The sequence below is a fragment of the Polyangium sp. y55x31 genome (assembly GCF_029946505.1).
Classification (GTDB): domain Bacteria; phylum Myxococcota_A; class Polyangia; order Polyangiales; family Polyangiaceae; genus Polyangium.
In genome coordinates this window covers 628,771-654,249 of the sequence record NZ_JARZHG010000001.1, presented here as the reverse complement: position 1 = coordinate 654,249, position 25,479 = coordinate 628,771, and the positions used below count along the sequence as shown (strand labels likewise).

Genomic DNA, 25,479 nt, shown 5'->3' with positions numbered 1-25,479 from the left:
CCGGCGCGGGCTCGGGGCTGGTTCGCCAGGACCACGGGACCCGCGCCGGTTTTCCTTTTGGCATGTCCTGCTCCTGCGGTAACCGAGCGCAGGGGTTGGCTTCCGGCGGGGCCCCGTTTCGGGGCGGGAACTGGCGTAGAGGCGTCGCCCCGGCCTAGCCGGCGCGCTTCTTCCCGTGTTTCGCCTTGCACGCACACGCGCTGGCTGAGGGCTGTACGGCAGCCGCGAGGCGCGTCCGGCATCGTTCGAGGGCCGCCCGCAACGCCTGCCGCCCGAAGCCTTCCGCCTTGCGGCCTCCCGGCCCGAGCACGCGCGGCCGCGAGCTCGTCGTCGCGCGCGTCGCCCGCTTCGTGGCGCGCTTGGCGATCGCCACCTGCGCGGCCGTCGTGCGCGGCGCAGGCTTCGGCGCGAAAAGGTCCAGTGGGCCACCCCCGAACCCAGGGTGAGGTCGTGCGCCGAATTGCGGCGCCATGTCCTGCGCGGCGAACATGGAGATCGTCCGCTCCGCCGCCGAAGGTTTTTCGTTTCCCGAACGCTTCACGCGCATCGTTTGCCCTCCTGTCGATCTGCCTCCGCTCGGCGGAGGAATCGCTCCCACGCACGGTGGTCGTCTCGTCCGCTCCTCCTACGCCTGCAACTGTCGGCACAGCACCGCGGCCCCCGCGCGAATCGCGAGGAGGAGCCCGAGGGCCAGCGTCAGAAGGCCCGACGTGGGCGGCTTCGCGGGCCCTGCCACCGGAACGGCGGGCGGCGCGGGTGGATCCGGCGGAGGCCGGAACGCGCTCGCGCTTACCCGACCCGCGACGATGGCCGCGATCCAGCCCGCCGCGGCGGTTCCATCGAGGACACGCGCCCACGCGAGCACGACGAGGCCCACGATGGCCACGATATCGACCGCTGCGCCATGCCAGGGGCGCCGATCGTCTTGCTGCATTCCATTTCTCCTGTGTCTTAAAACGGAATCGTCTCTTCGCCCCGCTGCTCGGCTGCGCGCGCGGCCTGTTCTGTGGCCTCGAGCGCGCGCGCCGACCTGGCGAGCCTGGCCTTCGCCTTCCTCGCGGCCTTCGCCTTCGTTGCCGAGGCAGCCCCGCGTTGCGCACGGAAGCTCGGGCGCTTCTCACTTTTCGGCGGGGGATTCTCGTCGAGGGACGCGTAATAAGCCTCCTCCGCCAGCTTCTCGTAAAGGCGGTCCTGCTCCTTTGCGGTCGGCTCCTTCTTGGCTCGCCACTCCTCGAAGTTGGGGCTCTTGTCGCCGCCGGGCACGTAGGCGATCTCCATGCACGCCTCATAGGGCGCCTTCCGGCCCTGCGATTCCTTGGCGATGCCGAGGAGCCGGGGCCAATTGTCGGAGCAGAAGCCCCGGATCTCGTCGGGCACGTTCCCAAGCTGCTCTTGCCGATACTCGGCGGCACGCTCGCCGGGAGACACGCGGCGCCGGCTCGACGTCGAGCCGCGCGGCTTCCATTCGGGCCGGACCTCGCGCCAGCGGTCTTCGGCCGCGGCGAGCTCCTTGATCGCCCCCTTGATCTTCTCCTCGCCGTCCTTGCGAAGGGCGGCTTTTGCCGTGGCGCACGTGCGCGCCTGCTCGCGCGAGGCCGCCACCGCGACCGCTTTTATCTTGTTGGCGTTCGCGCGGGCCAGCTTGCCGATACGCGCGCAGTCCTTCCGCGCATCCCCAGGGCGAAGCGTGGAGAGCGCCTTGCGCCTCTTGCAGTCGGCGGTCGCGTCATCGAGGACCTTGCGCGCTTGGCTCCGCGCTTCGAGCGTGGCCATCAGTGCCGCTGCGCTGTTAGCCTTGCATTGCGCCATGACCTCCTGGATCTGACCGTTGATGCTGCCGACCGTATCGCGGACGAGCTTGTTCGCGCTCTTGAGCCTTTCCCGGGCTTCCTTCCGCCACGCGCGGTGATTCTCCTCCGCCGCGCTCAGTTTCTTTGGCCTGCGTCGTGCCATCGTGACCGGTCCCTGGTCTCCGCTCGCGGCTATGCTGCGGCCACTGCGGCGGCCGCCGCGGCCTTGTCCACGGCTCGTTTCCCGAGCCATCCGACGTAAACGACGCCTACGCCCACGCCCGCCCAGACCCACCACGGGATCAGCGTCGCCGTGTCCTCCACGAGCTCCGACGTTTCCTTCGCGATGTCCTTTGCAATCGCGCCGACCACAATCGCGCCCTCGTTGATGGCGGTGGCAGCTTCGAGCGACGTGCTCCCGCGCTCGATGTCGAACGTCGTGCCGATGGGCTGGGCATCATAGGGCTGCGCCACGGCCCGGCGCTTGTCGTAGTCCTCGGCCTCGAGTTCGAGGCGCCGCACGTCGGCCGTCACGCCCACGACCTCCGAGGGATCGGGGTCCTTCTCCCAAGCCGCGAAAAACCTTTCGAGATCGGCCTGCGTCTCGCGCGTGTGGCGCAGCTTCTCCGCGGCTCCCCACGCCTTCACCTTCTGCCAGCGCGCGGCGAGCTCGGCGACGCGGGCATGAGCTTCCGCCGAGGCGCCCGCGGCTTCGTCAGCGTTGATTTGCTGTACGCGCTTCCGGCGCGGCTTACTGATAGACATCGAGCCACCTCTTTGCGATGCCCTGGCCTTGCAGATATTCGAGGAGATCGACCGTCCCGCCCTTGCCGTCGCGCGCATATCGCCGGACGAACACGGGGAGCTGCGAATAGTCGACGTGCGCGGGGTTATGCCGCGCGCCTTCCGTCTGGATTGGCCTGCCGTTCGGCTGGATCCACCCGTAGTTGACGGCGCCGAGGACATCGAGCCGCGGACTGAGGACCCACCCCTTGCCCACGTCGCGGATGAGGACCCCCGGCGCGGGGTTGTACTTTTCGAGGTTGCGGTTGTGCCGCACCGAGTAGCCCAGCGAGGCCATGCGCGGGCCGGCTGGCAGCGGCTCGGGTACGACCTTCAGCCGCGCGGCGCGGAACGTGGCATCCCAGAGCGCCGGCCAGAACGAGATCGCGCCGAGGCGCCTCGCGAGGGTGATTTGGTCGGCGTACGAGCACGGGACGCGGAGCGTGGCCTCCACGAGCTTCCCACCCTCGTCGAGGTAGGCCACCTGCGCGCGCAGCGCGTCGGCCGAGATCTCGACCACGAGATCGCCGAGCGCGACGGGCACCCAGGCCGGCAGCTCGACGCGGTCCTGCTCGGCGAGCGCGACGAGCAGGCCGCCGACGTCGGCATCCCAGGCGATCGGATCCGCCAGCGTCCCGCGGCCTGCGCGCCGGGTCGAGGCCGGAGCCGGGGCGGGAGCCTTCGCGGGCGGCGCGGCCTCGGCAGGCTTCGATGGCGAGGCCGCCACAGCCTTCGGAGGTGGCTCGGCCTCGAGGACCTTGGCAGGCGGCGCGGCCTGGGGCGGCGCCGACACGACGGCGCCGCTGGGTTCGAGGATCGTCCCGTCCACCGTCATCCGCCGGCCACGCGCGCCGCGGACCTTCGCCGCGGCCACCGCGTAGACGTCGCCAACCGTGATGAACCCCTTTTTCGCTTGGTCGAATCCGGTATTGTGCTCGTATACCTTGGCCCGGAACGTCGGCTTCCCGTCGGGCCTCGTTTCCCCGAGGATTCCGATCTGATGATCCTCCGGCTTTCCGGCCTCGTCGGGGAGAAAGTTCATCATGTAGAGATGGCCCGGCGTCGCACGCTTCGCGCGCGGCATTCGCGCGTAGAGCGGCGCCACGACCGCCTCGAGCTGCTGCTCCGGGCTCATGTTCAACACGGCCAAGACTGCTTCCTTCGTGCCAAACCCGGGGAGGTGCGCCCCGACCGTCAACTGGATCAGACCCGCCGCGGGCAGCGGGTTGAGAGCCTTGGGGTTGAAGCCGCTCTCGCTCGACATGATGGCGGCCATCGAATCGACCGGAATGCCGAGCGCTTCGCAGAGGTCGAGCAGACGCGCGCGGAAAGCCGGCGTCGTTTTTTCGAGTCCCTTGACCGTGAGGATCGTGTTCCTCGGCGCGCCGCGAAGCTCGGGGCGCGCGCCCCCGTATCGAGCCCATTCCGGCGGAACGGGGCCCGGCTGGTCCGTGCCGAGCGCGTACGTGCGCGAGCGCCAGAACTCCCGCCCGCCGCGCCGGAATCGCTCGCGCAGCGCCGCGACAAGATCACGCGCGGCCGGGGCGCTCAGCGCTCCGAGCTGTAGAATGATGTCGATCATCCCCACCACTCCGTGATGAACGTGACCCCGGTCTGGTCGAATGCGATCAGGTCATCGCCGATGCACGGGATCGGCACGTGATCGAGGGTTCCGGTGATCGGCCCCATGGTAAAACCGACAGCTTTCCGCGTGGTCCGGATGCGGCTGTGGTGCTTTGCGACCCGGTACGGAACATCGGGATTGATTGCTCTCGTCGTCAGCGGGTGCCACGAAAATTGCTGTGCACATCGCAGCACCGACGTCACGATCCGGTATTCGAGGTCCGGATCGCCGTCGCAGAGGTAGAGCGATCCGGGCCAGTTCAAGTGAATCGGCCCTACGAGATCGCAGTGCACCTCGATCGCGGCATCCGTCGTGTCCCCGCCGAGGCCCGCGGCCGCCGGCCTGACCTTGCCGTGGTCGATGACATACACGGCATGTAGGTTGCGGCCCGTCGCACGCGAGACGCGGTCCGCGCCGAGGACGCTACCCGTCAGAAGGCAAGGAGCGCAGACGTCGAGGAGCTTGACCCAATTCCCTCGGTCCGTGCCGAGCCCCCGAATGGTCCACACGGTTATTCGTCCTCGTCGTCCTCGTCGCTGCCGTCGTCGTCCTCGTCCTCGTCCTCGTATTCGTCACCGTCGTCGTCCTCCTCGTCATCGAAGGCGCCGCCGTCGTCGTCCTCGTATTCGTCGTCAGCGCCGCCGTCGTCGTCCTCGTATTCGTCGTCAGCGCCGCCGTCGTCGTCCTCGTCGGCATCGTCGTCGTCCTCGAAGGCGCCGTCGTCGTCCTCGAAGGCGCCGCCGTCGTCCTCGTCCGCGTCGTCGTCGAACGTCCCGCCGTCGTCGTCCATGTCGTCCTCGTCCTCCTCGTCGCCAGCCGCGAGCGCACACGCGCCGCAGCCGCCATCGTCGTCGTCCTCGTCGTCGTTCTCGTCCTCGGCACCGTGCGCGCTGCATGCCTCGCCCTCGCAGGGCTTGCCCTCCGCGCACGCCTCGCAGCATGCTCCGGACCCTTCCTCGGCCTCGTCCAGGTCGTCGGCATCGAGCACGTCATCGGCCTTGGCGTCTGGGTTCTCGGCGTAGGCCACTGCGACTCCTGGATCCACGGGCGGCGCAGCGAGCGCGGTGTGGGCCAGCGCGAGCCGCACGGCGAGCGCGGCTTCGTTGATCTCGCCTCCCGAGCCGACCACGGGCGTCCGCATGGCCGCCTGAACCGCCGCAGTTGCGCGAGCCTCGCCGGCCTGGGCTGCACCGACCACGATCATCGCATCCTGCGCGCGCTTGATGGCCGCGTCGTCGACCGGCTGCATCCCTCGGGCGACCGCCGCGAGCCGAATCCGCGAGGGAGGCGCCCGTAGCACCTTCGCCGTGATCACCTTCTCAGCACGCGCGGCCTTGCGTGGCTTTTTGCCCCGCGCGCGCCGCGCGCGGGCCTTGGCGAGCGCATCTTGCTTGGCCTGCTCGATCGCGCCGCCCACGAGGCCGAGCGCGGCCGAGAGGACCCCCGCCACGGCTCCGGCCGGAGGGTAGACCGTGGCAAGCCCAGTCGCCGCGACCGCAGTGACCTGACTCGCGGTATTGAAGCCGCGGATCGCGTCGTCGGCTTTGACCGGGCCCGCGCCCTGCTCGCCCACGTCGAACATGCTGGGATCGATTCGCACTTGAAACCCCTCGCCCTCGTATTCGCTCGGCTGCATTGCCGGCATGCCGTGCCGCACCGAGGGATCCAGGATCGTCCCGTCGATCTCTCGGAGATAGTAATGCCACATTCGCGCGCCCGTCCGCACGATGCAGAGCACGATCGGGCGTCGTCGCGCGAGGAACGCGGCGTAGCGGATCATGAGGTCCTCGCAATCGCCGCGCCCTTGCGCGTCTGTCTGCTCCGGGCGTTGCCATTGGTCCGGAGCCCGCAGGCGCCGATCCCGGCGCCGCGTATCCCGCTCGTAGCGCAATGCTGCGCTCGGCGCGCCCGGATCGGGCGCCGCAAGCACGAGCGCCCGCGCGACGAACAAGGATTCTCGTGCCGTCATCGGCACCCGCGGGTTCAGCATTGCGCGCGCCTACTTGCGGATGCGCGAGCCGAGGCCCTTGAGGGAGCGCGCCATCGAGGCGAACGAAAGCACCGACGGCGCCGGGCGACCCTTCTGCGTACTCTGGCAGTCGGTCGAGATGCACCAGACCGTCAGCCCGTGGAAGATCTGCGGCGTCGACTGGATGTTGCGGACCGTGGCCTCCACGGTCGTGCCGCTCTGGAACACGCGGCCCGTGAGAGGGCCTGGGCGATCGCAGCGATTGACGTTCGCGAGGAAGCTCGCGAGGTTGATCGGCGAGCCGCCCACGACGTCATAACCACCCACTTTGAGCGACGTCAAAAGAAAATTCGTCGCGTCCGCGTCGACCGCGGCCCAGTACACGAGGTAAGCGTCGTCCGGGAGCGTGAAAGACGCCGTCGCAGTGCTGCCGGTGCCAATCGCAGCGGTCGGATCCGGCGGCACCAGGCTGTAGGCCTTGTTCGGGCGCGCATTCTCCTCCGCGGACTTCTGCGCCATGGCCCCGAGGAACGCGCCGATCGACCGATCGACGACCGGATTGACCGGCGCCGCAGGCTTCCGAAGGGGCGTGGGCACCTTCTTCGCCAGCTTCATCTTGATACGCTTGGTCCCCTCGGTCAGCTCGTCCAGGATATCCATCAGCTCGTCTGTTCTTCCCCCTGAGGCATCGCCCCAGAAACTTCGGTAAGAAGCTCGTGCACCAACTGGATGCCGGCTTCCTGTTGCAATCGTTCGATCGTTTCCTCGGACAACCGCGCCCAGATGTCCGCGAGCACCGCCGCAATGGGCCGCCCCTGCTCGGGGCGCGCGATGGCCGCTGACGCTTGGACCGCAGGCGCCGCTGCGGCGAGCATTCGCCCCGCGACGACCTGCTGCACGACCGAGCCCCCCACCTCGCGAAGCGTGCCGATGATCGCCGCGCTTCTCCGCTCGCGGCTCTCCATCTCGGCGCGCTTGAGCTCGATCTCGGCGACGAACTTCGCCCGCTCGAGGTCGGAGCGCTGAAGCCCTGCGATCTCGGCCCCCTGCGCCTTGATCGTCGCGGCCTGGTCGCCGATGGTTCCGGCCAAACCCTTGACCATGCTGTCGTAGGTCAAGAGCGTCCCGGAGATCTGCGCGAGCGTGTCGTTTTGCCGCGCCATGATCTTTTCGGCGAAGCGGGTAAACGCCTCGGCGAGCTCCGACGCGCCGGAAAAGTCTGGTTGGGCGCGGCTGGACATGGGCTAGACCCGGGCCGTCGTCGCGAGCCCGGGCTGCGACGGCTGCGCGGTCTGCCCACGCTGCGCCATCTTCCGCCCGTTATCCCGGCCGGAGACATAGAGCGGCCCCGCGGCGAGGCCGCGCGCGAGCGCCGACGCGCCCTCGGCGAAGTCGGGATCGTCGAGCCACACGCCCGCGAGCGCGAGGCCGAGGCCGGCCACGGAGACGAGCTTGAACGGGCCCACCTTGTCGGAGCCCTTCGCCTCCAGATAGCCATCGGCGACGCCCGCACCGAATGCCGCGCCGGCCGTGATCGCCGAGGAGAGGCCCGAGCCCACCCGGTCACGCACGCCGCGCGAGATCACCGCGAGATCGGCCTTGAGAGCTGCGTTTTCCTTCTTGATCGCGTTGGCCTCGCGGCGGACCTGGGCCATCTCGGCCTGGTTCTTCACGAGCGCCAACTGCGCCGGCCCGACGGCCGGCATCGCCATGGTTGCCATTCTCCTCCGATTCCTCCCGCGTCCCTGCTGCGCCTCAGCGCGAGGACCAAGATGGCATCGGCCCGAGAGGGCGATTTTTAATGTATCTCGGGTTGATGGTATCCTGACGCGGGATACGTTGGCCCCCTCATGCCCTTACCCGAGGTAAAAACGCGTTGGTATTCACTCTCGTGCCAGGTCGCGCGGACGCCGGAGGATGTGCTGCGGGATGTTGTTCAGATGAAGCGGGCGGCGCGGTGCTCGTTTCGGAGGATCGCGAAGCTGCACCCGGTGATCGGCAGGCTCATCGACGAACTGCGCGCGCCGCTGACGGTGGCGAAGAGGATCGCGCATGCGGCGCCCGCGGAGCAGTGGAGGCGGGCGGAGCAGGAGCTGGCGGTGATGGTGGAGAGGCGGGAGGGGAGGGGGGATGCGGGGAGGTACGAGCGGGATTTGCTCGAGGAGTTGCGGGCCGGCGTTACCCGGGGCGTAGCGCCCCGGTAACGCGAGCATCAGGTCGCCTGTGGCGGTGGTGAGCTAGGAAGCGATCTCGCGGACTGCATTATGCACATTCCAGGAGCTACGGAGTCCAACAAGAAAGGCCGGTTGGGACCCGATACGAGTACGAGACACTCCTCGTCGAGGACGGAGATGACGAGGCCCGGCCCGTACGTTGGTCCGCAGTTCATGTCGACGAGATCGCCAGGAACACACATTTGGTCGGTCATGGTTCGACCCTAACAGGCCCAGAGGCTGTTTTACACTGTTCGCCATGACAGTTAATGTCCTACCGTTCGATTCTTTGCGAGAGGGACTGTCGCGAAGGAGTTGCGGCTGGAGCCCGCCGGGCAGGACCTCGCGCGGCAAGGGGTTGCCCCGTTGCCGCTCGTCAGCCGTGGGCCAGAGGTAGGCTCGTAGGCGCCATGCGCGCCTGGGCCCGGTACGTTGTACCGGAGCTAGAACAGCCACGTCTCTGCGGCACATCTGCGCTCTTTCTCTTGTACCGGTACAAAACCAGGAGTTGGCGGGGGAGGGGGTAGCAGTACGAGGCGCCGTCCTGGCCTGCTGGGCCGGTACAACGCCACCATGCGTGCAAGCCATGCGAACTCCTCACTGATACCGCTCGGCTGCTCGCTCGTGTCTCGTCCGTGCAACGCCCCGCGCTTGACGGTGGGCCCCCTCCCGTCCACGTGCTGCACGAAGGCAGCGTCGCATGCGCAACACACGGGGAAAGCGCGCCGGACCGGGAAAAAACGCCATGCCTGGCGATGCCCCCTCTAGCGGTTTGTCCGGGAGCATGCTGTCTTCGGGCTCCGGGATGGAAGACGCGCTTTTGCTGGAAATCGGAACGCACCTTCGCGCGATCGCCGATCTCCTGGCCCGCGAGGTCGAGCGGCGGCGCGGCGTTCCTCCTCGGCGATCGTCGGGCGGCCCGCGCCAGCGGCGCATCCCAGCGCCCCCGCAGGTCGAGATCAGCGAGACGGACCGGGCGCGCGCACGCGCAGCCCTGCGCCGGCTGGGATTGGGAGGTAGTCGTGGCTAATGCATTGAGGACGCCGGGATCTTGGACGGCGGTCCGGTACAACTACCGCGGGCGAACCCGCTGGAACGCGCGCGTGGTGGTCGGGACGGGGGAGCGCAAGAGCGTCGGCATGTTCGACAGCGAGGAAGAGGCAAAACGCGCCGTCGCAGCATTCCTCGAGGAACTCGGCCTCGATGTGCAATCCCGCGGAGGTGTCACCCTCGCCGCGTGGGGACAGGAATGGCTCAACCGGCGGGAGGTTGTCGAGCAGGTCCGCGGAATCGTGCACGAGCGCCGCCGCTGGGCTCGGCACGTCGCAAAGTCCCCCCTTGCACGCTTACCCCTCGCCAATATCCAGGCCCGCGACGTGATCGCTTTCGTCGACCGGCTCACGGTGACGAGTTTGTCCCCGATGGCCCGCCGGGGCAGGGGCCGCATTTCGAGGGAGACCGCTACGAAGGTGCTTTCGCTCGTCAAGCTCGCCCTGCGGGATGCTGTCGCCCAGGCGATGATCCCGCAGAATTCAGCGGTGGACGTGAGGATCCGCAAGCAGGCCAAAACCGAGGAGCCCTGGACCTACCTGCTACCCGAGGAGCAGCACGCCCTCTTCACCTGCCAGGCAATCCCGGAAGAACACCGGCTTTGGATGCAAATCCTTTGCGGTACCGGCCTCCGACTCGGTGAGTTCAACGCGCTGAAGCTCGCTGATGTGCACCTCGACGACGAGAATCCGCACGTCGTGATCCGCCGCTCGAACAAGGGCGCCACGAAGAGCGGCAAGATCCGGCGCGTGCCCCTCTTCGGGATGGCGCTCACCGCCATGCGTCGGTGGCTCGACCTTCTGCCCTCGTGGTGCCCTCGGAACGCGCTCTCATTGGCCTTCCCTGGTCCGCGCGGGGCTCGGCGTGGGGTCGGGGTGCTCTTCCAGTTCTCGACCCATAAGAACGGCAAGGCCGTCAAGGTCAACCCCTGGGACAGCTACCTCGCGGCGGCGGGGATTGTCCCAGAGCGGCGCCACGACGGCCGACGGCCGAGGCCGGCGCACGACTTCCGGCACACCTGCGCCGCGTCGCTCGTGTCGGGCTGGTACCCGCTTCAAGACGACGGCAGCCCCGCGCTGGGGGGCCGCCGGTGGACGCTCAAGGAGATCAAGGAGCTGCACGGGCACTCCACGATCACCTTGACGCAGCGGTACGCTCACCTCGGCGAGACCGCCCTCAAGGCCGCCGCGAAGGCGACGCACGGGAGTGTAGGCCGCACCCCCCATGGACCAAATATGGACCAACACCTTGGAGGGGGTAGCGCGAAATCCTCAACGATTTCGCGGGCACGCCCGGCAGGACTCGAACCTGCGACCCGCGGCTTAGAAGGCCGCCGCTCTATCCAGCTGAGCTACGGGCGCTCGCTTTCGCGTTTGCACGCGAGCATAAACGGTCGCGGGCCGTCTGACTAGCAGGCTGTTGATAAACTTGCTGCGCCAGGGCGCTCGCGGCGTTTCTCGACAGCCTGCTAGACCTCTCAGATCTCCGCCGTGCGCCGGACCTGCTCGTCCGTTCGACCGAAGCGGCGCTGCCTTCGCGCGTAGAACGCGAGCGCCTCGTCGAGCGTCCCCTCCGAGAAGTCCGGCCAGAGCGTGTCCGTGAAGAACAGCTCCGCGAACGCCGCCTCGAACGGCAGGAAATCACTCAGCCGCTGCTCCCCGCCCGTCCGGATCACGAGATCCGCGTCCGGTAGCTCGCTCGTGCTCAGGAACCGCCGGATCGTGTTCGGGTCGATGTCCTCCGGCAGGAGCAGCCCCGCGCGCGCCTGCGCCGCCACCGCGCGCATCGCGTTCACCATGTCCCGACGCCCGCCGTAGTTCAGCGCCAGCGCCAGCGTCATCGACGTCCCGCCCGCCGTGTCCGCGATGAGCTGCTCCGTCGCCTTTCGCGTCGCCGTCGGCACCTCGTCGTCGATGTCGCCCACCACGACCACGCGCACCCCGCGCGCCACGAGATCGTCGTGCGCCTCCTCCGCGAACTCGCGGCAGATGCGCATCAGGTTCCCCACCTCCTCGCCCGGGCGGTTCCAGTTCGCCGCGCTGAACGCGTAGAGCGTCAACACCGGGATCTTCCGCTCGTGACAGGCGCGCACCGCGAGCCGCACCTTGTGCGACCCGGCCTCGTGTCCCTTCGTCCGAGGAAGCCCGCGCGACGTGGCCCAGCGGCCGTTGCCGTCGAGGATGAGCGCGATGTGCCGAGGGAGCGACGAGCGTTCGTTCATGAGGATACCTTCGAGCCGTGCGGCCTGAGGATGCACCATGCATCCACCCCCGTCCACGAAACCGGCGTGGTGCATTCGTGGAGCCTCCATGGAGAACTCCCACGCGAGATCCGTAGATTGTGTGGATTCTGTTACAGAATCTTCGCGGCGGGCAGCGTGATCCGGAAGGAGACCTCGGGCGGGCCGCTCTCGGCGCACTCCGCGGAGCCGCTGTGAGCCTCGGCGATGGCCCGCACGATCGCGAGGCCGAGGCCCGTGCCGCCGTTCTCCACGCGGGTCGTGACGAACCGACGGAACAGGCGGCCGGCAACGTGAGGATGGATGCGGCCGCGGCTCCGGACGGTGAAGCGCACTTCGTCGCCTTCGCGCAGGAGCGAAACGTGGATGACTTCGCTGGGCTCGCCATGCGTGACCGCGTTGTCGAGCAGGTTCTCGATGGCCCGCGAGAGCCAGAGCGCGCTGCCGCGGACGGTGACCGCGCCGGTGGTCGAGACGTTCACGATCGCGCCGCGCTCGCGGGCCTGCGCCGCGGCGTCCCGGGCGAGTCTGTCGAGGTCGACGACGGCGGCGTCCTCGACGCCGCGCGCCTCGATGCGCGCGAGGTTCAAGAGGTCGCCGAGCAAGGCTTCGATGCGCTCCGTCGCTTGCTGGATGCGGCCGACGAAGCGCGCGGCCTCCTCCGGCTCTTCGAGCGCGCCGTCGGCGAGGACCTCGGCGCTCGCGCGGATGGCCGCGACCGGGTTCTTGAGCTCGTGCGAGAGGTCGGCAGCGAACGTCTCGACGAAGGGGCGGCCCTCGAGCTGGCGGCGCATCGAGTCGATGGCGCGCGAGAGGCGCTGGACCTCGCGGCCGAACACCGGGGGCGGCGGGGCGCGGCGCTCGCCTTCGCTCACGCGGACGGCGAAATCGGTGAGGGCCTCGATGGGCCGGGCGATCGCACGGCCGATGAGGACGGCCGCCGCCGCGGCCGCCGAGCCGAGGACGAGGCTGATCGCGAGGATCGTGGGCGCGAAGTCGGCGAGGGCGCGGGTGATGACGAGCGTCGGCTTGACGACCTCGACGTGGCCGACGACGTGGCTCTGCACGAGGATGGGCGCCGTGACGAAGACGGTGCCGGGCTCGCCCTGCGCCGGGCCGGCGCGGAAGACGGTGCGGCCCTCGGGATCGAGGAGCGAGAAGTGGAGGGCGTCGGGATCGGCGGAGCGAGCGATACGTCCGCCGACGTCGCCGAGGGAGGCGCCGCGGGCGTCGAGCTCCCCGCCCACGACGGCGGCGATCGCGGCGGCCTCGTCGCGCGCGGCGTCCTCGGCGAGCAGGGTGGCGCGCGCCTCGATGCGATCGAGGACGAGGATGCCGAGGCCAAACGCGAAGGCGCCGACGATGCCGGCGAGGGCGAGGAAGACCTGGAGGCGAATGCTCGTGCCGCGGGTGCGGGCGCGGACGAGGCGCGAGGCGACGTAGGCGACGAGGAGGATGAGGCCGACGGCCGAGGCAGAAGCGACGAGGAGGCGAATCACGGGGTATCCAGGGTGCCCGGCGGAGGCGCCGCGGGCCTGTCGGTGACGCGGTAGCCGACGCCACGCACGGTCTCGACGAAGGCAGGGTTTCCGCCGGCCGACTCGACCTTGCGGCGAAGGCCTTTTACGTGCGAGTCGATGGTGCGGTCGGTGATCGCGAAGCCGTCGCCCCAGACGCGATCGATGAGCTGCGCGCGGGTGAAGACGCGTCCAGGCGCCGCGAGCAAGCAGGCGAGGAGGTCGAACTCGACGCGGGTGAGCTCGACTTCGCGGCCGTGGACGTAGGCCCTGCGAGTGGCCTCGTCGACGGAGAGGGGCGGGGGAGCGGAAGCGGCGGCGGGAGCGGAAGCGGAAGCGGCGACGGCAGCGGGAGCGGCGGCGGCAGCGGATGCGGGCGGAGGCGCGGTGCCGAGGGGTGCGGGTGGGGCGACGCGGCGGAGGACGGCGCGGACGCGGGCGACGATCTCGCGCGTGGAGAAGGGTTTCGTCACGTAGTCGTCGGCGCCGGTTTCGAGGGCGGCCACGCGGTCGGCCTCGTCGTCGCGGCTCGTGAGGACGATGATGGGTGTGCCGAGGCCGCTCCTGCGGACCTTGCCGATGAGGTCGAAGCCGCTGCCGTCCGGGAGCATGAGGTCGAGCAGGACGAGGGAAGCGACGTCGAGGGAGCGCTCGGCGCCGGCGAGGGTGCCGGCGAGGGTGACGCCGAAGCCGTCGCGGCGAAGGGCGTACGCGAGGGACTCGGCGATCGCGGGCTCGTCCTCGACGATCAGGATGTGCGGCATGCGGGGAGGTATCGCGCCGCTCGGGGAAGGGTTCAACTGGGAAGGGCGCAGGTGGAGGCAAAGGCCCTGTTTTCGGTTGAATCGTCATCGAAGCGTGGTACGAGCCGCCGAGCGTCCGACGCGCGGCGCTTCCGCCGGGAGACGCCGGGCGACCTCGATGCGTACCATCGCGCGGATGGGAGCGGTGGACGGCCCCGTCCTGTTCGAGGAGTTCTTGCGAGGCGACGAGCATTCGCTCGACGCGGTGACGGTGGGCGGCCGTATCATCGTCACGGCAGATCGGGCAGATCGCAATCGTATTGCTGCCCGACGCTCCGCCCGCCCAGCGTCGCGCTGACCGAGCCGCAGCGGTCGCTGTTCACGATCCACAGATCCGCGCTCGCCGATCCCTGCGCGGCGCCCGATACCGTGACATCCGCGCGGTAGCGCCCGAGGACCGGCGCGCCCTCGTATCGCTGCGCGCCGTCGATCACGAGGCCCTCGCCGCTGGTATAGCCCTGGTATTCGACCGAGAACGAGCCGCCCGCCGTTCCGCCGATCCAGTGAACGCGCGCGTGGCCGCCCTGGGGCCCGTCGATCGTGGCGAGGAACGTGGCGGGCAGCGCCGGCGCGTCGGACAGGAGCGGCGCCCAGGGCGGCGTGGGCGTCGGCTGCCACGACACGGCCGCATGGACCGGCTCGTCGAAATGACCCACGAGGAGCTCGCGGTCCGCCGCGCCCGGCATCCGCGCGCCGAAGAGCATGGAATGGCCATCGGCGCTGAGCTCGGGCCCTGTCGAGAGGACCTCTCCCGTGCCAGGCGCGGGCACGAGCCATTGCCCGCCGCTCTCCGCGTCGCTCTGGCGCGGGAAGCGCCAGACGTGCCGGCGACCCGAGCGCCGCGCATCTCCCCCGATATGGTAGTACGTGATCGGAGCGACGATCCCGAAATCGATCAGCGGGGGCAGCGGAATGAGGCTGAAGGGCGTCAGCGTCTCCTCGCCGCGCGCCGAGCCGACCACGAACCACGACCCGTCCGGCGAGATCTCGTGGTCCTCGTCCCAGTCTGGATCGGTCGTCAGCCGCTCCCACGCGCCCGTCGCCAGGTGGAGCACGAACCCATCGAGGTTCATGGTCCCGCCGCGCGTCGACCCAACGAGGAGCCCACCGCCGTCCTCCGTGAATCCCTTGATCTCGTACCAGGCCGTCGCGTTCAGGAGGCCCTCCAGGGTCCCGAGATCGTGCGCTGGATTGAGGACGCGGATGCCCGTCACCTCGTAGCCGGCCGCAGTATGAACGAGATCGGCGAAGAGCATGCGATAGCCCGCCGCGGACACCCGCGTCCATGCGATGTGCTGTCCGTCCGGCGAGATCGATGGCCATCGCTCCTGGAGGCTCCGCGGGCCGCCCTTCATCCCGCGCAGAGGCTCGGCCGTGACGGCCTGGCAGTCGGCGATCGAGGGCGCGCACGTGAGGATCCAGTGCGTGAAATCCTCGAGCACGTTGGAGCTCGACGGCGACTGGACGAGGATACGTTTCCCATCGGCGAAGGGCTGGGGCCTGCCGAGATCGACGGCGTCGACGAGGCCGCAGCTTATGCACCGGAACGAGGTGCCCTGCGCATCCATCACGCCGACCACGGCGCTTGTCTGGCCCTGATAACGTCCGCTCGTGAGGATCTCCCCGTTGTCGAGCCAGAAGCCCCCGAGCAACCGGTCGATACCGGCAGGGATGGGCAGGGGGCTCGTCGAGAAACCGACGGGCGTATCCGTACCGAGCGCAATGGGCGCGGTGCGCGTATCCTCGGACGAGCTCGATGTGGATGGCGCGATCGCCGTGCAACCGGCCAGCGCCGCAATGATCCCCAGCGCGTATCGTTGATTTCCTCTCAGCACAAGTGGCCTCCCGTGTTCGCTCGCGCGTGATCGGCGCGGCACGATGGAGCTACCAGGTCGATGTGGAGAGAGTGTTGACACGCGCGCATCTTTCATCTCACGCGGGCGCGAGCCCCCGAGCCGATCGATGCGGGCGGCGCGCTCCGCGGCGTCGAGGCATGCCCGGGGCCGGGGGAAGGCCGTCGTGCTCGCGCTTTTCGTGCCCCTCATCATTTCGAGCGGCGGTAAATCCGGATCGCAGGCGATGACGCTTTCCATGCGACCCAGCTCCTGCTCCAGGGGAAGTCTGCTGTACGTGCGACGGGTGTCTTCGGGGCGGGGAGGCGCGTCATCGGCCTGCGGCGCGGAGGGAATCCAGCTCGTTCGTGACGATCTGCGTGCGGCGGTTTTTCATGGCGTCGACGTCCTCGACGATCAGGATGTGCGGCATGCGGGGAGGTATCGCGCCGCTCGGGGGAGGGTTCAACTGGGAAGGGCGCAGGTGGAGGCAAAGGCCCCGTTTTTCGGTTGAATCGTCATCGAAGCGTGGTACGAGCCGCCGAGCGTCCGACGCTGGCGCTCGGGAGGGGGTGCGTCATGTCCAGGGTGCGCCTCACTGCGGACGAGGTGCGTGGCGTTTGGCCGGACCTCGACCCGCAAGAGCAGGTGGATGCGTTCCTGCGCATGGAGCGCAGCGAGGCGGACGATTTTTTCCTCGACCTTTCCGCCCGGGAGCAAGGCGCCCTCCTCGCCGCGATGTCGCCCGGGGAGCGGCGTCTCTGGCTTCGCCTTCTCGCTCCGGATGACGCGGCGGACGTGATCCAGCAGATCCCCGAGGAGCAGCGGGGCGAGTGGCTCGGCATGCTCGACGAGACCACGCGGCGCGAGGTCTCAGCGCTCCTCGCGTATGCGGAGGACGCTGCGGGTGGCTTGATGAGCCCGCGGTTCGCGCGGCTTCGGCCCGAGATGAGCGTGGACGAGGCCATCCGCTACCTTCAGAGACAGGCGCGCGAAAAGCTCGAAACCATTTATTACGCATACGTCCTCGACAGGGACCAGAAGCTCCGGGGGGTCGTGTCGTTCCGGGACCTCTTCTCCGCGCCGGGTGCGAAGCCGATCGGCCAGGTCATGAACACGGATGTCATTGCCGTGCCCGAGACGATGGACCAGGAGGCCGTCGCGCGGGTCATTGCGCGGCACGCTCTCAATGCGGTCCCGGTCGTGGATGCCGAGGGCCGCATGCAGGGCATCGTCACGGTGGACGACATCGTCGACGTCGTCCAGCACGAGGCGACCGAGGACATCCAGAAGCTCGGCGGCATGGAGGCGCTCGATACGCCCTACATGCAGACGGGCATGCGCGCCATGGTGAAGAAACGCGCAGGCTGGCTCGCTGCGCTTTTCCTCGGGGAAATGCTCACGGCGAGTGCGATGGGGCATTACGAGGAGGAGATCGCGAGGGCTGTCGTGCTCGCGCTCTTCGTGCCCCTCATCATTTCGAGCGGTGGTAACTCCGGATCGCAGGCGACGACGCTCATCATCCGTGCGATGGCGCTCGGGGAGGTCACGGTGGGCGACTGGTTTCGCATCATCCGTCGAGAGCTCGCGGCTGGGTTTTTCCTGGGCATCATCCTCGCTGCGATCGGTCTCGTCCGGATCCTCGCTTGGCAAGCGCTGTTTCACACCTACGGACCGCATTACGTGAGGGTCGCGCTGACCGTCGCGGTGAGCCTCGTCGGGGTGGTGACGTGGGGGACGATTGCGGGCTCGATGTTGCCTTTCGTGATCCGGCGTCTCGGCTTCGATCCGGCGAGCGCGTCTGCGCCTTTCGTGGCGACGCTCGTCGACGTCTCGGGGCTCGTCATCTATTTCAATGCGGCCCAGCTCCTTCTCCAGGGAAGCCTGCTGTGAGCGCGCGGAAACGCCCTACCCTCCGAGCCCGTTCGATGAACTGCGCATCGCGCAGTTCATCGACCCCGAGTCCAGCGCTTGCGCTGGTCCGGGTCCAGGGGCGGACAGCCCCTGGTGGGGCCTGGGGCAACGCCCCAGCGAAACGACTCAACGAGACCAGGGCCGCCGCGACTGGGACGGAATCGACGATGTTGCGGTGGCTGTCCGTGCGCCTGTTCGGGCATCGAGCGCTGAGGTGTGGGATGGATTGGCTCCCTCGAAGGAGGCAGCCATCGTCCCCGAGCTCCTCGTCATCCTCGCGCTTGTGCTGGTGAACGGCGTCCTTGCCGGCGCCGAGATCTCCATCGTGGCGCTGCGAGGCTCCCGGCTCGATCAGCTCGTCGCCGAGAAGAACACGCGCGCTCGCGCTGTGAAGGCTCTTCGCGACGATCCCGAGCGGTTCCTTGCCACGGTGCAGATTGGCATCACTGTCGTCGGTGCGCTCGCGGGTGCGTTCGGCGGCGCTACGTTCGCGGAGGAGCTTGCGCCTCTTTTTCGGCGCGTCCCGGTTCTTTCGGACCATGCGGATGCCATCGCGCTTGGCCTCGTGGTTGCGCTGATCTCCTACCTCTCGCTCGTCCTCGGCGAGCTCGTGCCCAAGTCGCTCGCGTTGCGATATGCGGAGACGTATGCGCTGCTCATCGGGCGGCTGCTGCTCGGCCTGTCGTGGTTCGCGCGCCCGCTCGTCTGGTTCTTGACTGCGAGTTCGAACGTCGTGCTGCGTCTGTTCGGGGACGAGACTACCTTCACCGAGGCGCGATTGTCGCCGGACGAGCTGCAGCAGCTTGTCGGGGAGGCTGCCAAGGCGGGCTCGGTCGATCCGAGTGCGGGTGAGATCGCGGCGCGCGCGCTCGACTTGCCGGAGCTGTCTGCGGTGCAGGTCATGGTCCCGCGCACGCGCGTGGTGAGCCTGCCGCATGATGCGACGCTCGACGATGTGCGCCGTGTCGTCGGCGCGCATGGGCACACGCGGATGCCGGTTTATGAGGGGGACCTCGATCATGTCATCGGTTACGTGAACGTGAAGGACGTTTTCCTTCGGGCGACCGGGGATGGTTCGTTCACCGTGAAGGAGGTCTTGCGACCTCCCTATTTCGTCGGCGAGAGCATGCGCGCGGTCTCCTTGCTCGACGCCATGAAAAACCGCCGCACGCAGATTGCCATCGTGGTGGACGAGCTCGGCGCGACGAGCGGCATCGTCACGCTGGAGGACCTCGTCGAGGAGCTCGTGGGCGACGTCTTCAGCGAACATGATGCGCCTGCGCCGGCGCTCGTACATCGTGAGCCCGACGGGACGTTCCTCGTCTCGGGGAGCGCGCCCGTGCACGACGTGAATCGCGAGCTCGGGCTCGATTTGCCGGTCGGTGATGGTTATTCGACGATCGCGGGTCTCGTCATGGATCTCGCGCGCAGCATCCCGGCGGTGGGGACGCAGCTCACGGCGCCGGATGGGACGACGATCGAGGTCGTCGAGGCCACGCCGAGGCACGTGAAGAGGGTGCGGATCAAGCTGCCCGTTTCCCCGAACGACGAGCGCTGACGAACGCCGTCTCGGCGCTCACCGGAGCACCTCCGCTCGAATGGGCCGATACGACATTGCCGAACGTCCGGCGCCGAGCTGCCCGCCTTCGTCGCGCCCCCAGCACCACAGGTGAAGCTGCCTCCCGTGACCACGCGGCGGACCTGATCGAGCTTGCCGGGCACGAAGGAGCCGGCCGGGGAGGGGGCGGCCGGTGGGCGGCGGCCGTGGCGGTCGGCGCGAAACGTTTTGCGGTAAGCGCGGTCGGCGGGGTTTTTCCGGATGCAAAAATCACCGGCAGATGTCTCTGAACGTCGTACGGATGGGCGGGATACGGCCGTCCCCGAACATCCACCCATCGACCGAGCCGTCGCGCACCCGCCGGCTCGATGCCCCGACGTTCGAGTACACCCATTGCGACGCCTCATCGAGCGTCCAGTACGACCAGTACGTGCATGGGCCATTGCCTGGGCACCTGCAAAAGCAAGATTCCGCAGGGTAGTTGCATCCGATGCCTTCGATGCTGCAAACGGCGGCACCGAACTCGGCGGATTGCTGTGAGGTCGACGCGAAGGATGCGCGCTGCAACAGATCGTATCCCGTCATCTCCGCTTCGGCGAACTCCACGCACGCGGTACGCACCGCGCCATCGGGAAATTGCACGACGATGCCCGCCTTCCCCGCATGGGCTGCAGTCGGAAACAACATCAGCGACGAGAAGATGAGTCCGTGAATGGCAAACCGCGTCATCATCCGAGCCTCCCCTGAGAACCGCAGGAATGGTCCCCCACGTTGACGGTATGGTGGCTTGGCGAGGCGCCCGCAACCGTCCCCCGGGCACCTTTCGCCCCCTGCGCGGGGCACCGATCGGATTGGCCTCCGGTCGGCGTCCAGCTCAATCGCTCACCTCGCCCACGAGATAGGTCTCGAGGAGCTGCCAGGCCTGCGGGGAATGCGCCCGCCCGGTCTCCTTGGTCTCGAAGGCCGACGTGCTCTCCTTGCCGCAATGGTCGGCGATCGTTTTGGGCGGCGCAGGATGCGCCGATATGTAATGGGTCACGTCGTACACCTTGCCGTGGATCACGAGCCAGCAATCCTCCGGCCGGTCGTGCCGTGCGACCTCGGCGCGGCTCCAGCGTCGCGCCTCTCGGGGCGCGACGGGATGCCGGGATCTCTCCACGGCGAGGCTCAGGAGCGTGCCCCACGCGAGCACGAAGGCGAGCACGGCGGCGAGAACGACGCGTCGGGAGTTCATCGCGCCATGCCCTCCTCGGTATGAATGCGCGAGGCTGGCACGCCGCGCGCGCGCAGCGCTCGGCGGAGAGCCTCCACCATGGCGGGCGGACCGGCGATCATGATCTCTTTCCCTTCGAGCGAGCCCACGCGCGATTCGATGGCGGGGACCGTCGGCAGCCCGTCCGTGTCCTCGTATATCGTGTGAACACGCATGTCGGGGCGAGCCCGGGTGAAGGCGCGGAGGTCCTCCAGGTAGAGCGCCGCGCCTTCATTGCCGGCGCAGTACACGATGTCGAGCGAGGGCCCGTCCGCGGCGATGACCGACGCGCGGCCGAGGAACGGCGTCACGCCGATACCGCCGCCAATCCAGACTTGCGGTCGATCGTGGGTTTTCGCGGGAAACAGCCCCCCGAACGGCCCCTGGACGGCGGCCTCCGTGCCGACCGTGACCTCCTGGATGTGCCGCGTGCAGAAGCCCAGCGCTTTCACGGAGACTTGGATGCGTGGATCGTCGGGGTGACCGGTCAGCGTGTATGGATGCGACTCGCCGCACGCCTCATAGTCGGGAGAATCGCGCATGGCCAGATACACGAACTGGCCCGCCTCGAACCGGAGCTTTTTGTCGAGCGGCTCGAGCACGAGATCCACGACCTTCGGTCCGCGGCGCCGCACGTCCGTGATCCGGTAGCGGAGACCTCGCCGGGGCGGATCTTCCGCGAGGAGACGATGCGCGAAGCCGAGAACCCCCGCGGCAACGAGCCCGAGCGCGAGTCCGGCCGCCACCGAGCCGCTGAAGGTCGTGACGAGGTGCCAGACCATGGCGGCGTAGGCCAGCCCGAGGGCCCGGTGCAATCGGCGCCAGCGATGAAACGGCATGTGCTGCGCGACGGTCACGACGAAAAAAATGAGGAACAGGAGCAACGAAAGCCAGCCCGAAAATACGACCTTGGACGATGGATTGGGCCAGAGGAGATGAAGCGCGGCAGCCGGCTCCACCAGAAAGGCGCCGAGCGCGAGCGCGAGCGGGTGGACGAGGAGCAGCAGGAGCGCCGCTACCCCGAGCGCGTGATGGGCCTGGTAGACGTGACCGAGGCCGCGGAAGGCTCGATCGAGCCATGACAGGCGCAACATGAGCAGCATCGAGACCGCGAACAGGCCAGCCGCGGCAAACCCCGCGAATCGAGCGAATCCGTACCAGGTGAGCACGTCCGCGCCTGCGGAGCACGCCCACGTGAACGCGGGCGCTACGGCGAGGGCAGCGGCGACGAGCACGGGGGTCCAGGACGGAAGTTTCTGCACGAGCTCGCCTATTGCAAGCCAGGAGCCACGCTCGACATGACGTGATTGCGAGCAGAAATGTGAAGCGATCGACCAGGATCAGGGCAACGCGGTCCGTGGGCTGCATGGGGCCCATGCGCGGCGCATCCCTTCGAGCGTCGCTCGCACAGGAGGCTACCGTGGTAGGCATTCGCCCGACCTCGAGCAGGAACGGCCTGCTGCTCTGGATCGCTTGCTTCGTCGGTTTGGGCCTTCCGGCATGCGCGGAGGCCTCGTCCGCACCCTTGGCGCCGGCGACGTTCAAAGAAGGAATCGGTCCGCTCGCCAAGGAGCGCTGCGACGGTTGCCACGAGCGAATGTCGGGTGGTGCGATGAGCGTCTATCGCAACGCGAGGGCCCGCGTCACGCCGGGCAATCCTGACGCCAGCCCCTATTACACCGTCCCGATGGGCTCCGGCCATCCCGTCTCGTGGGGAGACTCCACCGCGGCGGTGCGGGCGTGGATCGAGGCTGGCGCGCCCGAGTAATGGAAGCGGAGATCGCTCCTCGGGCGCCTGCGTCGCCTTGCAGCAATCCCGCGGACGCCTCCTCGGGCGCATGAACCGCGCTCTGCGATGATGCCGCCCGTCCCCTCCGCCGCCTGCGTGGTGTCTCCCGCGCCTCGTGGGGCAGCCGCTCCGTCTGCTGCTTGAACTCTGCAACCAAGCTGGCCTCGATATGCGGCGGGACATCGGGGGCCGGGTACTCCTTCGGGCGACCGAAAAAAACGTTCACACATCCCGAAGCGCGCAACTGCCTCCTCGAAGGTCGCGGAGAGCGGCGCACGTGGCGCCTCGCTCCGCCGAACGACGACCCTCGATGGAGGAACGATCCCCATGCACACGCAACATGCCAGCAGGCGCGCTCCATACCCTCTCGATGCTCGCCACCCTCGCCGGCGCCGTCGCCGTTTCGGGCTGCGTCGCGGCGAGCGTCGACGAAAGCGACATGCTCGACGAGCCGGTCGACGTCGCCGAGCAGGCGATCGTGAATGGTTCGTCCGGGTTTGCGAAGAAGTCCTCTTTCTCGGTGATCTTCGATCATGGCCCCGCACGCAGGAGAGCGGCTGCTCGTTGAGGACCAGAGGCGAGCGCAACTGCCAGGAGCAGATTGTACGTGGAAGGTCGGCGTTCCATGCGAGTCTCCTACGGCAGGGTCGTGAGGAAAGGCTCAGCGCGCGGTGTATCCGCCGTCGACCGGAAGTGCGATGCCGACGACGAAGCTCGCGCCGGGGCTGCAGAGCCAGAGCACGGAGGCTGCGATCTCCTCGGGCTCGCCGAGGCGCCCGATGGGCTGATTCGCGAGCGCCACGGACAGGTCGAGCTCTCCCTTGGCGAGCATGTCCGTGACCATCGGTGTGGCGATCGTCCCAGGACAAATCGCGTTGATGCGAATCCCTCGGGGCGCATACTCGAGTGCCGCGCTTTTCGTCAGGCCGAGGACCCCGTGTTTCGATGCGTGATAGGCAGCCCGACCTGGCAGACCGACGAGGCCACCGAGCGACGAGCAGTTCACGATCGCGCCGCTTCCCTGCTTACGCATCTGGCCGAGCTCGTGCTTCATGCACGACCAAACACCGCGGAGGTTGATCGCGTTGACTCGGTCGAACAGGCTCGCCGGCTCATCCGCGGCATCCGTGGGGGGCGCCTGAACGCCGGCGTTGTTGAAGGCCATGTCCAGCCGGCCGTAGGTCTCGACGGAACGCCGCACCATCGCTGCGACTTGCTCCTCGTCGGACACGTCGCAGACAACCCCAATCGCCGCATGGCCCGCCGCCTTCAGCGCTTCGGTTGCAGACGCCAACGCATCCGTGTTGATGTCGGCGAGCACGACCGAAGCACCTGCCGCGGCGAAGGCTCTCGCGGTGGCGAGCCCCATTCCAGAGCTCGCGCCGGTGACCAGCGCGACCTGTCCATTGAAATCGTACATTGGATTCATGTCATCTCTCCGATTCGAGCTCACGTTTGAAAACGTGCGTTCGCGCTTGGATGCGGGCGACGTCTAGCCGTTGATCTCGACGACGAAGCGGTAGCGAGCCTTCTTGTCGACGACCTTGGACCAAGCTTCGTCGATGCCTGTCATTGGGATCTTCTGGATCTCTGGCCGAATGTTGTTGAGCGCGCAGAAGTCGACCATCTCCTGCGTCTCGCGAATGCCACCCGTGTTCGAGCCGGCGATGGCGTTGCGAAACAGGACGAGGCTCATCTGCCCGACGTCGATGGTGTCCACCGTCTTGCCCACGCCGACCCTGCAGTACGTCGCGTCGCGCTTGAGGAGCGGGACGAAACGATTGAGGTCGTGCCTCTGGGGAACCGTGTCGAGCGCAAAGTCGAAGCGGTGTCTGAGCGCAGAGAAGTCTGCGCCGTCTCTGCTCACGACGACATGGGCGGCACCGAAGCGCTTCGCGTCATCGATCTTCTCGGGTGAGGTGGTGAACACGGTGACCTCTGCACCCATCGCCTTGGCCAGCTTCACGGCCATGTGACCGAGGCCGCCCAGGCCGACGACCGCGACCTTCTTGCCCGCGGAAATGCCCCATCGACGGAGCGGCGAGTACACGGTGATTCCGGCGCACAAGAGCGGTCCGGCCTCCGAGAGGTCGATGACGTTCGGGATGTTGATGACGAAGTCCTCGTCCACGACGACGAACGTCGAGTATCCGCCTTGGGTGATGGAGCCGTCCTTGTCCCTCGATCCGTACGTTTGCGTGTTCCCGTTCAGGCAGTAGTTCTCGTGGCCGGCCTCGCACTCGACGCAGTGCCGACAAGAGTCGACGATGCACCCGACGCCGACCCGCGCACCGACGCGGAATTTGCTGACGCTCGAGCCCACGCTGACGACCTCGCCAGCGAGCTCGTGGCCGACGATTTGGGGGTATTGAATCGGTCCCCAATCGCCTCGAACCGTGTGGATGTCGGAGTGGCAAATGCCGCAGTAGTGGAGCTTGATCGCGACGTCCTTGGGACCGAGCGCGCGACGCTGGAACCGTATTGGCCTGAGCGGACCCTTCGGCGAATGGGCGGCCATGCCTTCAGCGGGGAATGGCCCAGGTCCTACGGCGGCGGCCGGCGACGACCTCGCTGGGGTGGTCGCTCCCGCTGCTGTGTCGGCTCGCAGATTGGCTCCCGCTCCCGCTCCCGCGCATGCTGCGAGCGGCGCCGCGGCCAGGCCGAGGAGGAGTCGTCTTCGTTCGAGTGAATACTGCTCACTGCGGACGAGCTCCGGCGCAAAGTCGCCGAGCGCCTTCTGCGCAGCGGTCGGCTCATTCGTGTTCGTGCTCATGGTGTCGGTCCTCGTCGTTGTCGTACGATTCTCGCCCCGCTTGTTGGCCCGGCGCTGCACGTCGACGACGGGCAGTAATCTGCACCAGGTCTCGACGACCGAGTAGGTGCTGGCCAGTGGATGGGCTGTTAAGCGGCGGTTGACAGTCGATCGGCGCAGCCGGCTGCGTAGGTTCTCGCGTCGCCGGCCGAGCCCCGCGGCTTCAGCGTCGGGCCTTCTCCGACTCGGCGTTGACTGGGCCTCGTGTCGATGACCGGTGTGGCGGCGGGCAACATGTGGCGGGGGGTCACATCCCTGATCCGCGTATCCTGCACCGCCCGCGCCGAAGGCACGCGCCATCCTCGCGAGCGTCGCGGAAAACCTCGTGGCACCG

General features: G+C 68.2%; 25 protein-coding genes and 1 tRNA gene. 5 read left to right on the top strand and 21 right to left on the bottom strand.

Going from position 1 to position 25,479, the window contains the following annotated elements; translation table 11 throughout:
* Positions 1 to 154: 154 nt before the first annotated feature.
* The 10 genes from QHF84_RS02215 to QHF84_RS02170 all read right to left on the bottom strand — a co-directional run bounded on the left by QHF84_RS02215 (position 155) and on the right by QHF84_RS02170 (position 7,878).
* A complete protein-coding gene (locus tag QHF84_RS02215) occupies positions 155 to 547 on the bottom strand; it encodes a hypothetical protein (RefSeq protein WP_281311465.1) in 393 nt (130 codons plus the stop codon).
* Positions 548 to 625: 78 nt separating this feature from the next.
* Positions 626 to 934: a hypothetical protein gene (locus QHF84_RS02210; RefSeq protein WP_281311464.1), complete on the bottom strand. Its 309-nt coding sequence runs from the start codon at positions 932 to 934 to the stop codon at positions 626 to 628.
* A gap of 17 nt (positions 935 to 951) precedes the next feature.
* A complete protein-coding gene (locus tag QHF84_RS02205; protein WP_281311463.1) occupies positions 952 to 1,953 on the bottom strand; it encodes a hypothetical protein in 1,002 nt (333 codons plus the stop codon).
* A 29-nt stretch (positions 1,954 to 1,982) separates the two neighbouring features.
* A complete protein-coding gene (locus QHF84_RS02200) occupies positions 1,983 to 2,555 on the bottom strand; it encodes a hypothetical protein (RefSeq protein WP_281311462.1) in 573 nt (190 codons plus the stop codon).
* Positions 2,542 to 4,155 (bottom strand): transglycosylase SLT domain-containing protein, encoded by a 1,614-nt coding sequence (locus QHF84_RS02195; RefSeq protein ID WP_281311461.1) that lies wholly within the window; start codon positions 4,153 to 4,155, stop codon positions 2,542 to 2,544. The genes QHF84_RS02200 and QHF84_RS02195 overlap by 14 nt, the downstream gene beginning before the upstream one ends.
* A complete protein-coding gene (locus QHF84_RS02190) occupies positions 4,152 to 4,706 on the bottom strand; it encodes a hypothetical protein (RefSeq protein ID WP_281311460.1) in 555 nt (184 codons plus the stop codon). Before QHF84_RS02190 ends, QHF84_RS02195 begins: the two co-directional genes overlap by 4 nt.
* A gap of 2 nt (positions 4,707 to 4,708) precedes the next feature.
* Positions 4,709 to 6,166 (bottom strand): hypothetical protein, encoded by a 1,458-nt coding sequence (locus tag QHF84_RS02185; protein WP_281311459.1) that lies wholly within the window; start codon positions 6,164 to 6,166, stop codon positions 4,709 to 4,711.
* A gap of 30 nt (positions 6,167 to 6,196) precedes the next feature.
* On the bottom strand, positions 6,197 to 6,826 hold the full coding sequence (locus tag QHF84_RS02180) for a hypothetical protein (protein WP_281311458.1): 630 nt from the start codon (positions 6,824 to 6,826) through the stop codon (positions 6,197 to 6,199).
* Positions 6,826 to 7,407: a hypothetical protein gene (locus QHF84_RS02175; protein WP_281311457.1), complete on the bottom strand. Its 582-nt coding sequence runs from the start codon at positions 7,405 to 7,407 to the stop codon at positions 6,826 to 6,828. Before QHF84_RS02175 ends, QHF84_RS02180 begins: the two co-directional genes overlap by 1 nt.
* Before the next feature lie 3 nt (positions 7,408 to 7,410).
* Positions 7,411 to 7,878, bottom strand: coding sequence for a hypothetical protein (locus QHF84_RS02170; protein WP_281311456.1), 468 nt, complete (start codon positions 7,876 to 7,878; stop codon positions 7,411 to 7,413).
* A gap of 228 nt (positions 7,879 to 8,106) precedes the next feature.
* Between QHF84_RS02170 and QHF84_RS02165 the strand changes: the two genes are divergently transcribed.
* Entirely contained in the window at positions 8,107 to 8,370 is a 264-nt protein-coding gene (locus tag QHF84_RS02165) for a hypothetical protein (protein WP_281311455.1), read from the top strand.
* A 1,601-nt stretch (positions 8,371 to 9,971) separates the two neighbouring features.
* On the opposite strand, the gene QHF84_RS02160 is transcribed toward QHF84_RS02165, so the two are convergent.
* The 6 genes from QHF84_RS02160 to QHF84_RS02135 all read right to left on the bottom strand — a co-directional run bounded on the left by QHF84_RS02160 (position 9,972) and on the right by QHF84_RS02135 (position 15,823).
* Complete coding sequence (locus tag QHF84_RS02160) at positions 9,972 to 10,124, bottom strand: hypothetical protein (protein WP_281311454.1); 153 nt, start codon at positions 10,122 to 10,124, stop codon at positions 9,972 to 9,974.
* A gap of 592 nt (positions 10,125 to 10,716) precedes the next feature.
* Positions 10,717 to 10,790: transfer RNA gene (locus QHF84_RS02155), tRNA-Arg, on the bottom strand.
* 116 nt (positions 10,791 to 10,906) lie between these two features.
* Positions 10,907 to 11,650, bottom strand: coding sequence for a polyprenyl diphosphate synthase (gene uppS, locus QHF84_RS02150; protein ID WP_281311453.1), 744 nt, complete (start codon positions 11,648 to 11,650; stop codon positions 10,907 to 10,909).
* Between the two features lie 131 nt (positions 11,651 to 11,781).
* Positions 11,782 to 13,167: a histidine kinase dimerization/phospho-acceptor domain-containing protein gene (locus QHF84_RS02145; protein WP_281311452.1), complete on the bottom strand. Its 1,386-nt coding sequence runs from the start codon at positions 13,165 to 13,167 to the stop codon at positions 11,782 to 11,784.
* Entirely contained in the window at positions 13,164 to 13,949 is a 786-nt protein-coding gene (locus QHF84_RS02140) for a response regulator transcription factor (protein ID WP_281311451.1), read from the bottom strand. Before QHF84_RS02140 ends, QHF84_RS02145 begins: the two co-directional genes overlap by 4 nt.
* A gap of 269 nt (positions 13,950 to 14,218) precedes the next feature.
* The gene (locus QHF84_RS02135) at positions 14,219 to 15,823 is read right to left on the bottom strand and encodes a hypothetical protein (RefSeq protein WP_281311450.1); all 1,605 of its coding nucleotides are present in this window, start codon (positions 15,821 to 15,823) and stop codon (positions 14,219 to 14,221) included.
* Between the two features lie 576 nt (positions 15,824 to 16,399).
* Here QHF84_RS02135 and mgtE point away from each other — a divergent pair.
* Together mgtE and QHF84_RS02125 are read left to right on the top strand one after the other, a co-directional pair.
* Positions 16,400 to 17,713 (top strand): magnesium transporter, encoded by a 1,314-nt coding sequence (mgtE, locus tag QHF84_RS02130; RefSeq protein ID WP_281311449.1) that lies wholly within the window; start codon positions 16,400 to 16,402, stop codon positions 17,711 to 17,713.
* Between the two features lie 247 nt (positions 17,714 to 17,960).
* Complete coding sequence (locus tag QHF84_RS02125) at positions 17,961 to 19,292, top strand: hemolysin family protein (RefSeq protein WP_281311448.1); 1,332 nt, start codon at positions 17,961 to 17,963, stop codon at positions 19,290 to 19,292.
* 270 nt (positions 19,293 to 19,562) lie between these two features.
* Here QHF84_RS02125 and QHF84_RS02120 read toward each other — a convergent pair whose 3' ends face one another.
* The 3 genes from QHF84_RS02120 to QHF84_RS02110 all read right to left on the bottom strand — a co-directional run bounded on the left by QHF84_RS02120 (position 19,563) and on the right by QHF84_RS02110 (position 21,806).
* The gene (locus QHF84_RS02120; RefSeq protein WP_281311447.1) at positions 19,563 to 20,024 is read right to left on the bottom strand and encodes a hypothetical protein; all 462 of its coding nucleotides are present in this window, start codon (positions 20,022 to 20,024) and stop codon (positions 19,563 to 19,565) included.
* Between the two features lie 142 nt (positions 20,025 to 20,166).
* On the bottom strand, positions 20,167 to 20,526 hold the full coding sequence (locus QHF84_RS02115; RefSeq protein WP_281311446.1) for a cytochrome b5-like heme/steroid binding domain-containing protein: 360 nt from the start codon (positions 20,524 to 20,526) through the stop codon (positions 20,167 to 20,169).
* Entirely contained in the window at positions 20,523 to 21,806 is a 1,284-nt protein-coding gene (locus QHF84_RS02110) for a ferric reductase-like transmembrane domain-containing protein (RefSeq protein WP_281311445.1), read from the bottom strand. Before QHF84_RS02110 ends, QHF84_RS02115 begins: the two co-directional genes overlap by 4 nt.
* Before the next feature lie 158 nt (positions 21,807 to 21,964).
* Between QHF84_RS02110 and QHF84_RS02105 the strand changes: the two genes are divergently transcribed.
* Together QHF84_RS02105 and QHF84_RS02100 are read left to right on the top strand one after the other, a co-directional pair.
* Entirely contained in the window at positions 21,965 to 22,312 is a 348-nt protein-coding gene (locus QHF84_RS02105; RefSeq protein WP_281311444.1) for a hypothetical protein, read from the top strand.
* Between the two features lie 391 nt (positions 22,313 to 22,703).
* Positions 22,704 to 22,901: a hypothetical protein gene (locus QHF84_RS02100; protein ID WP_281311443.1), complete on the top strand. Its 198-nt coding sequence runs from the start codon at positions 22,704 to 22,706 to the stop codon at positions 22,899 to 22,901.
* Between the two features lie 93 nt (positions 22,902 to 22,994).
* Here QHF84_RS02100 and QHF84_RS02095 read toward each other — a convergent pair whose 3' ends face one another.
* Together QHF84_RS02095 and QHF84_RS02090 are read right to left on the bottom strand one after the other, a co-directional pair.
* Positions 22,995 to 23,762, bottom strand: coding sequence for a glucose 1-dehydrogenase (locus tag QHF84_RS02095; protein ID WP_348652829.1), 768 nt, complete (start codon positions 23,760 to 23,762; stop codon positions 22,995 to 22,997).
* Positions 23,763 to 23,825: 63 nt separating this feature from the next.
* The gene (locus tag QHF84_RS02090; protein WP_281311442.1) at positions 23,826 to 25,445 is read right to left on the bottom strand and encodes an NAD(P)-dependent alcohol dehydrogenase; all 1,620 of its coding nucleotides are present in this window, start codon (positions 25,443 to 25,445) and stop codon (positions 23,826 to 23,828) included.
* Positions 25,446 to 25,479: the final 34 nt, after the last annotated feature.

Bases quoted from the DNA above. Each gene is read 5' to 3' on its own strand.
- QHF84_RS02215 (WP_281311465.1), bottom strand. From the start codon at position 547: ATGCGCGTGAAGCGTTCGGGAAACGAAAAACCTTCGGCGGCGGAGCGG.
- QHF84_RS02210 (WP_281311464.1), bottom strand. From the start codon at position 934: ATGCAGCAAGACGATCGGCGCCCCTGGCATGGCGCAGCGGTCGATATC.
- QHF84_RS02205 (WP_281311463.1), bottom strand. From the start codon at position 1,953: ATGGCACGACGCAGGCCAAAGAAACTGAGCGCGGCGGAGGAGAATCAC.
- QHF84_RS02200 (WP_281311462.1), bottom strand. From the start codon at position 2,555: ATGTCTATCAGTAAGCCGCGCCGGAAGCGCGTACAGCAAATCAACGCT.
- QHF84_RS02195 (WP_281311461.1), bottom strand. From the start codon at position 4,155: ATGATCGACATCATTCTACAGCTCGGAGCGCTGAGCGCCCCGGCCGCG.
- QHF84_RS02185 (WP_281311459.1), bottom strand. From the start codon at position 6,166: ATGACGGCACGAGAATCCTTGTTCGTCGCGCGGGCGCTCGTGCTTGCG.
- QHF84_RS02180 (WP_281311458.1), bottom strand. From the start codon at position 6,826: ATGGATATCCTGGACGAGCTGACCGAGGGGACCAAGCGTATCAAGATG.
- QHF84_RS02175 (WP_281311457.1), bottom strand. From the start codon at position 7,407: ATGTCCAGCCGCGCCCAACCAGACTTTTCCGGCGCGTCGGAGCTCGCC.
- QHF84_RS02170 (WP_281311456.1), bottom strand. From the start codon at position 7,878: ATGGCGATGCCGGCCGTCGGGCCGGCGCAGTTGGCGCTCGTGAAGAAC.
- QHF84_RS02165 (WP_281311455.1), top strand. From the start codon at position 8,107: ATGAAGCGGGCGGCGCGGTGCTCGTTTCGGAGGATCGCGAAGCTGCAC.
- uppS (WP_281311453.1), bottom strand. From the start codon at position 11,650: ATGAACGAACGCTCGTCGCTCCCTCGGCACATCGCGCTCATCCTCGAC.
- QHF84_RS02140 (WP_281311451.1), bottom strand. From the start codon at position 13,949: ATGCCGCACATCCTGATCGTCGAGGACGAGCCCGCGATCGCCGAGTCC.
- mgtE (WP_281311449.1), top strand. From the start codon at position 16,400: ATGTCCAGGGTGCGCCTCACTGCGGACGAGGTGCGTGGCGTTTGGCCG.
- QHF84_RS02120 (WP_281311447.1), bottom strand. From the start codon at position 20,024: ATGATGACGCGGTTTGCCATTCACGGACTCATCTTCTCGTCGCTGATG.
- QHF84_RS02115 (WP_281311446.1), bottom strand. From the start codon at position 20,526: ATGAACTCCCGACGCGTCGTTCTCGCCGCCGTGCTCGCCTTCGTGCTC.
- QHF84_RS02100 (WP_281311443.1), top strand. From the start codon at position 22,704: ATGCTCGCCACCCTCGCCGGCGCCGTCGCCGTTTCGGGCTGCGTCGCG.
- QHF84_RS02095 (WP_348652829.1), bottom strand. From the start codon at position 23,762: ATGAATCCAATGTACGATTTCAATGGACAGGTCGCGCTGGTCACCGGC.
- QHF84_RS02090 (WP_281311442.1), bottom strand. From the start codon at position 25,445: ATGGCGCGTGCCTTCGGCGCGGGCGGTGCAGGATACGCGGATCAGGGA.